Annotated in this window: 5 protein-coding genes; 1 reads left to right on the forward strand and 4 read right to left on the reverse strand. The window is 70.9% G+C overall.

Annotation, left to right across the window (positions count from 1 at the left end; all coding sequences use genetic code 11):
• The 4 genes from DBR36_RS00755 to DBR36_RS00770 all read right to left on the reverse strand — a co-directional run.
• A partial coding sequence (locus tag DBR36_RS00755) for a glycogen debranching N-terminal domain-containing protein (RefSeq protein WP_108317131.1) occupies window positions 1-1,860 on the reverse strand: 1,860 nt, incomplete at its 3' end.
• Window positions 1,857-2,690: a carbohydrate ABC transporter permease gene (locus DBR36_RS00760; RefSeq protein ID WP_375136039.1), complete on the reverse strand. Its 834-nt coding sequence runs from the start codon at window positions 2,688-2,690 to the stop codon at window positions 1,857-1,859. The genes DBR36_RS00755 and DBR36_RS00760, both read right to left, overlap by 4 nt.
• A 77-nt stretch (window positions 2,691-2,767) precedes the next feature.
• The gene (locus tag DBR36_RS00765; RefSeq protein ID WP_108317133.1) at window positions 2,768-3,877 is read right to left on the reverse strand and encodes a carbohydrate ABC transporter permease; all 1,110 of its coding nucleotides are present in this window, start codon (window positions 3,875-3,877) and stop codon (window positions 2,768-2,770) included.
• A 2-nt stretch (window positions 3,878-3,879) separates the two neighbouring features.
• The gene (locus DBR36_RS00770) at window positions 3,880-5,130 is read right to left on the reverse strand and encodes an extracellular solute-binding protein (protein ID WP_108317134.1); all 1,251 of its coding nucleotides are present in this window, start codon (window positions 5,128-5,130) and stop codon (window positions 3,880-3,882) included.
• A 178-nt stretch (window positions 5,131-5,308) separates the two neighbouring features.
• On the opposite strand from DBR36_RS00770, the gene DBR36_RS00775 reads away from it, so the two are divergent.
• Window positions 5,309-6,313 (forward strand): LacI family DNA-binding transcriptional regulator, encoded by a 1,005-nt coding sequence (locus tag DBR36_RS00775; RefSeq protein WP_108317135.1) that lies wholly within the window; start codon window positions 5,309-5,311, stop codon window positions 6,311-6,313.
• Window positions 6,314-6,358 lie beyond the last annotated feature (45 nt).

Genomic DNA, 6,358 nt, shown 5'->3' on the forward strand with positions numbered 1-6,358 from the left:
GGGTACCGACGAGTGGGTGCGCGGGTCGCCGGCGTGCAGCTCGGGCACGCGGTAGGCGAAGCCCTCGGCGGCATCCAGGAGTCCGTCGACGACGGAACGCGCCTGCTCGCGCAGACCCGCGCGCAGCATGCCGTAGGCGCTGATGGCGGTGTCGTGCACCCAGACGCTGCCGCCGTGGTACGACACCGGCCAGTAGCCGGCCGCGCCGGTCGACATCGTGCGGATGCCGTACCCGCTCGACATGCTCTCGCCCAGAAGCAGGCCGGCGATGTGCGCCTCTTCGTCGGGCGAGAGGATGCCGGTGCCCAGCAGGTGACCGATGTTGCTCGTCAGCGTGTCGACGGGGCGCTTGTCGCGGTCCAGGGCGACGGCGGGGTAGCGGCCCTCGGGGGTCTCGACCCAGTACGTCTCGGCGAAGCGGAGCTTGAGGTCGGCGGCCCAGGTGCGCCAGAACGCGACGTCGTCGGCATCCGTCGCCTCTCCGAACTCCGCGAGCAGGTCGGCTCCGGCCAGGGCGGCCTCGTACGCGTACGCCTGCACCTCGCACAGGGCGATCGGTCCCTCGGCGAGGCTGCCGTCGCGCCATTGGATGGAGTCGCCGGAGTCCTTCCAGCCCTGGTTCGACAGTCCCGTTCCCAGGCGATCGATGTAGTCGAGGAAGCCGTCGCCGTCGCTGTCGCCGCTGTCGCGGATCCAGCCCAGGGCCGCGCGCAGCGCGGGCAGGAGTTCGCGCACCTCGGCCTCGGGCATGCCCGCGCGCCACGCGTCGGCGAGCAGGCAGATCCACAGCGGGGTCGAATCGACGCTGCCGTAGTACCGCGGCGGCAGCACGATGCCCTCGCCCGGGATCTCGAGCGCCGAGGCCCGCAGCTCGTGCAGGATCTTGCCCGGCTCCTGCGCGGTCTGCGCGTCGTCGTCGGTGCCCTGCAGACGCGCGAGCACACGCAGAGTGGATGCCGCGATCTCGCGGTCGAGGGGCAGGGCCAGGCGCGCGGCCCAGATCGAGTCGCGGCCGAAGAGGGTGAAGAACCACGGCGCGCCCGCGGCGAAGAACTCGTCCCGCGGGTGCTCGGGGAGCACGAGCCGCAGCGCGTCGAGGTCGCCGAGCGCCGTGCGCAGCCAGCGCGCGAGACGGGGGTCGTCGGTCCGGGCGGCGACGGCGGCGGCATCCCACCGCGCGGGGGCGGTCGCGGAGCCGACGACCAGGGTGTCGTCGCGCAGGTGCAGGGTCCACCCGACCTCGACCGCGCCGAAGGCGGGGATCTCGAGCGTCCAGGCGGCCTCGACACCGTCGGCGTCGGATGCCACGCGGGCACCGGGGGCGATGAGTTCGAGCCCCTGGGGGCCGGCGTCGATCCGGGCGTCGGCGCCGTCGACGACCACATCGGTCGCCCGCGGGCGGGCGTGACCGGACTTGACCTCGTGCAGCTGCGCGAACTCGGGGGTCAGGCGCAGGCGCAGCGTCGTGCGGAGGGGCTCGTCGACGCGGGAGTGCACCGTCCACGACTCGCTCACCACGCCGTCGTCGACCCGGCGGTCGCGCAGCAACCGCACCTTGGGGTCGGGCGTGGGGTCGTCGATCCCGCGCAGGATGCCGCCGAACACGACGCGCGAGGCGCCGTCGGGCGCGGTCGAGATCCATTCGATCGGCGACTCGTCGCACGAGGCGACGAGCGAGCTGACGTGGCGGACATCGCCGTGGTAAACGCCGTGGACGGCGGCGGCGCCCATCTCGCCGGTGCCGTCCGACCACACCTGGGTGGGGGCGCGCAGCACGATGAGGGCGTCGTTGAGCAGGGGTTGCAGGGGCATGGTCTGGGTGGTCGTCCCGTTCGGCGAGGTGGTGGGGGCGGTGGTCATTCTTTGACGGCTCCTTCGCTGGCGTTCATGATGCGGCGCTGGAAGATGAAGAACACCACGGCGACCGGGATCGTCATCAGGGCCGCGGCCGCGAGTTTGAGGGGGAATTGGCTGCCCTGACTGAGTTGCCCGCTGGCCAGGGACGCCACGCCCTTGGTCAGGGTGGTCAGATCGGGCGATTGGGTGGAGATGACGAAGTGGCTGAGCTCGTTCCACGAGCCCTGGAACGACAGGATGACGATCGTGATCAGGGCGGGGCGCGCCATCGGCAGCACGACCGACCAGAACACGCGGAACGTGCCGGCGCCGTCGATGCGGGCCTGCTCCTCGACGGACGGCGGGATCGACTCGAAGAAGTTCTTCATGATGAACACGCCCGCGGCATCCACGAGGAGAGGCAGGATCATGCCCGCGTAGGAGTCGTACATGCCCAGCTGGTTGATCACGAGGAACTTGGGGATCAGCAGCACGACGGCCGGAACCGCCATGACGGCGACGAGCCCGGCGAAGACGATCCCGCGTCCGCGGAACTGCAGACGCGCGAGGGCGTACCCGGCGAGGGAGTTGAAGAACACCCGCCCGAGGGTGACGAACACCGTCACCACGACCGAGTTGCCGAACCACACCGGGAAGTCGGAGTTGAGGAAGAGGCGCTCGTACGCGGCCCACGTGAAGGGCTGCGGGGTGAGCGAGATCGGGTCGGCGGCCGCGCCGGCATCCGTCTTGAACGACGTCGCCACCTGCACGAGGAACGGGTAGATGTAGATGACCGCGAGGACGACGAGCAGGGCGTAGAGGCCGATCTGCCAGCGCAGCGTCTTGCCCGACATGCGGTGCTTCGGGGGCTTCGCGGGTCCGTCGATGCGCTGCTCGGCCAGGACGGTGGTCTGGGGAGATGCCGTGGCGGTCATCGGATCGCCCCCTTCTGTGCGGGCACCTCGTACTGGCGCAGGCGACGCCGCGACACGGGCCGGTCGCGCAGGACGAAGCGCTGCAGGATCGTCAGGGCGACGATGATGACGAACAGGACGAAGGCGATCGCCGCTCCCTGTCCCCACTGCTGCGACAGAAATGCCGAGGAGTAGCTGAGGTATGCCGGGGTGAGCGTGGTCTTTCCCGGGCCGCCCTGGGTACCCGTGTAGATCTGGTCGAACACCTGCCAGGTGCCGATGAGCCCGAGCGTCAGCACCGTGAAGAGCACGGGCTTGAGCTGGGGGAGGGTGACGCGCCAGAAGCGCTGCCAGCCGTTCGCGCCGTCCATCATCGCGGCCTCCATGACGTCGCCGCCGATGTTCTGCAGTCCCGCGATGAACAGCAGCATGAAGGTGCCCGAGGTGGTGAACACGGCCATCAGGATGAAGGCCGACATCGCCACCGACGGACCGGCGAGCCAGTCCCACCACGACACCCCGAGCATCGTGTTCCCGGTGAGGAAGGCGGGGCCGCTGGTGACGCCGATCGCGCCGAGCAGGTTGTGCACGACGCCCGAGGGGTCGCTGAACCAGTTGGGCCCGTTGATGCCGAGCCACGACAGGACCTCGTTGACCGCACCGGATGCCGAGAACAAGAAGAGCCACAGCACGGTGATGGCGACCGAGCTGGTCACCGAGGGGAAGTAGAAGGCGGTGCGGAACAGGCCGCGACCGCGCAGCACCGCGCGGTTGACCAGCACCGCCAGAAAGAGAGAGAGCGCTGTCTGCAGCGGTACGACCAGCAGCACGTACCAGGCGTTGTTGCGCAGAGCGGTGCCGAAGTCGCGCTCTGCCAGTCCGCCGCCGGTGGTGACGGCGGCGTAGTTGTCGAGGCCGACGAAGCCGACGTTCGACGAGAAGGGGCTGCCGCGCCCGGTCCAATCCGAGAAGCTCACCCACAGCGCCATCAGCACGGGAACGAGCAGGAACACGCCCAGGATGATCAGCACAGGCGCGGTGAAGAGCCAGCCGGCGGCGGCCTCGCCGCGCCGGATCCCCGAGGAGGGGGACCCGGCGCGGCGGGGCGCGGAGGTGAGAGCGCTCATGATTACTTGACGATGGCCTCGAGGTTCGACTGCGCGGTCGACAGCAGGGCCTGCGGGTCGCCCGTCTTCAGCGACTCCAGCTGGGCGTTGAAGTCGGTGATGACGTCGGCGGCTCCGGCCATGTTCGGCGGGAACTGCGCGTAGTCGGCTCCGGCGAGGAACGCGGTCTGCTCGGGGTTGGCGCTCGACCAGGCGTCCGAGGCGGACTGGATCGAGGGCATGGGACCGAACGCCTTCGAGAAGGCGAGCTGCTGGTCGGTGCTGGTGAGGAACTCCACGAGCGAGCGCGCCTGCTCCTGGTTGCCGCTGTCGGCGGCCATTCCCCAGCAGTTCGTGAACTGCAGCGTGCCCTTGCCGCCGGGGCCGGCGGGGAGCTCCGCGACGGTGTAGTTCACGTCGGGGTAGTCGGCCGACATCGCGCCCGAGATCCAGTTGCCCTCGATGACCATCGCGGCCTTCTGGGTGCCGAACGCCTCGCCGCCCCAGCCCGCGCCCACGTCGGAGGCGAAGGCGAAGGTGCCGTCGTTGAGGTGCGTCTTGACGTAGTCCAGCGCCTCGACGTTGGCGGCGCTGTCGGCGGTCGCCTGGCCGTCAGTGACGAGGCCGCCTCCGGCCTCGGCCATGAAGGCGCCGACGCGCTGGTACTCGGCGCCGAACGCCAGACCGACGCGGCCGTCGGCCGTGAGCTTCTGGGCGACGGATGCCAACTGGTCCCACGTGGTGGGGATGTCGGCATCCGTGAGTCCGGCGGCGGACCACAGGTCGGTGTTGATGATCAGCGCGAGGGTCGAGAAGTCCTTGGGGGCGCAGTAGAACTGGCCGTCCACGGTGAAGTTGTCGACGAGCGAGGGGTAGAAGTCGTCCTTGTTCGCGAGGTCGTCGCCGTAGGGCGCGATCGAGCCGTTCGCCGCGTAGCCGGCGAGGGCTTCGGGGGCGAGGTAGAACAGGTCCGGCGGCGAGCCGGCGGCGAAGCCCTGCGACAGTTGCTGCGGCAGGTCGTTGGCCGTCTGGACCTCGGCCTCGACGCCCGACTGCTCGCTCCAGGCGGCGACGGCGTCGGTGACGGCCTGGGTCTCGGCGTCGCCCGAGGAGCCGATCAGCAGCGTGAGCTTTCCGCCGCCGGAGGCCTGGCCTTCGCCCGGGGTGTCGGTGAAGCCCGAGCCGCAGGCGGTCAGGGTGAGGGCTCCGGTGGCGAGCAGAGCGCCGGCGGCGAGCGCCGTGCGTGTGCGGAGTGCGGGCAGGTGCCGTGTCATGTGTCTCTCTCCTTCGATGAGGCATGCGACCCCTCCGGTGCGTGGAGGGCCGTCTTTTTGAACGTTCAAATGACGGTGTCACAACGGTAAGGAACGGCGGGGCACGATGTCAAGCCGTTGTCCCTCGGCCTAGGCTGGCGGTCCGGCCGACGGTCGTGAACGGTCCACGGGAGGCGAGATGGCGAAGGCGCCCACGGTCGACGACGTCGCGCGCGTGGCGGGGGTCTCGCGGCAGACCGTCTCGAACGTCGTCAACACGCCCGACATCGTCCGCGAGGCCACGCGCCTGCGCGTCGAAGCCGCGATCGCCGAACTCGGCTACCGCCCGCACGCCGCCGCGCGGCGCCTGCGCACCCGGCGCAGTTCGACCATCGGCATCCACCTCGATCCCTACGCCGGGGGCATCGCCGGAGTCGTCCTGGACCGCTTCGTGCACGCCCTGACCGAGAGTGCGGGCGAGCGCGACATGCGCGTGCTGCTGTACGCCGCGCGCACCGCCGACGAAGAGATCGAGCGCCTCGCCGACCTGCTCGAAGGGGGAGAAGTGGATGCCGTCGTCGTCACCGGCACATTCCACGGCGACCCTCGCACCGGCTGGCTGAGCGCACGGGCCCTGCCCTTCGTGTCGTTCGGGCGCCCCTGGGGAGAAGACGACGTCGAAGCGCCCGCGCACCTGTGGGTCGACGTCGACGGTGCCGCCGGCACGCGCGCGGCGACCCGGCACCTGCTCGACGTCGACGGGGTGCGCCGCGTCGCCTTCCTCGGCTGGCCCGAGGGGTCGGGGACGGGCGACGAGCGCGAACGCGGCTGGCGCGAGAGCGTCGGCGCGGCCCGCGGACCGCGTTGGGTGGTCGAGGACAGCGTCGCCCTCGCGCAAGACGCTGTGGCCGCCGGGCTCGCGGCGGACCCCGCGGTGGACGCCATCGTGTGCGCGAGCGACTCGCTCGCGATCGGCGCGCACCTGGCGACCGCGCTCGCGGGACGTCCCGACGTGCGCATCGTCGGTTTCGACAACACCCCGGCGGCCGAAGCGCTGGGCCTCTCGAGCGTCGAACAGCTGCCCGAGCGGGTGGCATCCGGTGCCCTCGAACTGCTCATGGGCGACGGCAACGTCGTCGCCCCGCGTGCGGCGACGGCCGGCGCGGCGCACGTGCTGGTGGAGCCGCGGCTCATCGTGCGCTGACGCGCGGGGGTGTCGCCGGCGCGGGGAGCGGCGGGGGTGCGGTGT

The sequence above is a fragment of the Microbacterium sp. HMWF026 genome, assembly GCF_003061325.1.
Taxonomy (GTDB): domain Bacteria; phylum Actinomycetota; class Actinomycetes; order Actinomycetales; family Microbacteriaceae; genus Microbacterium; species Microbacterium testaceum_E.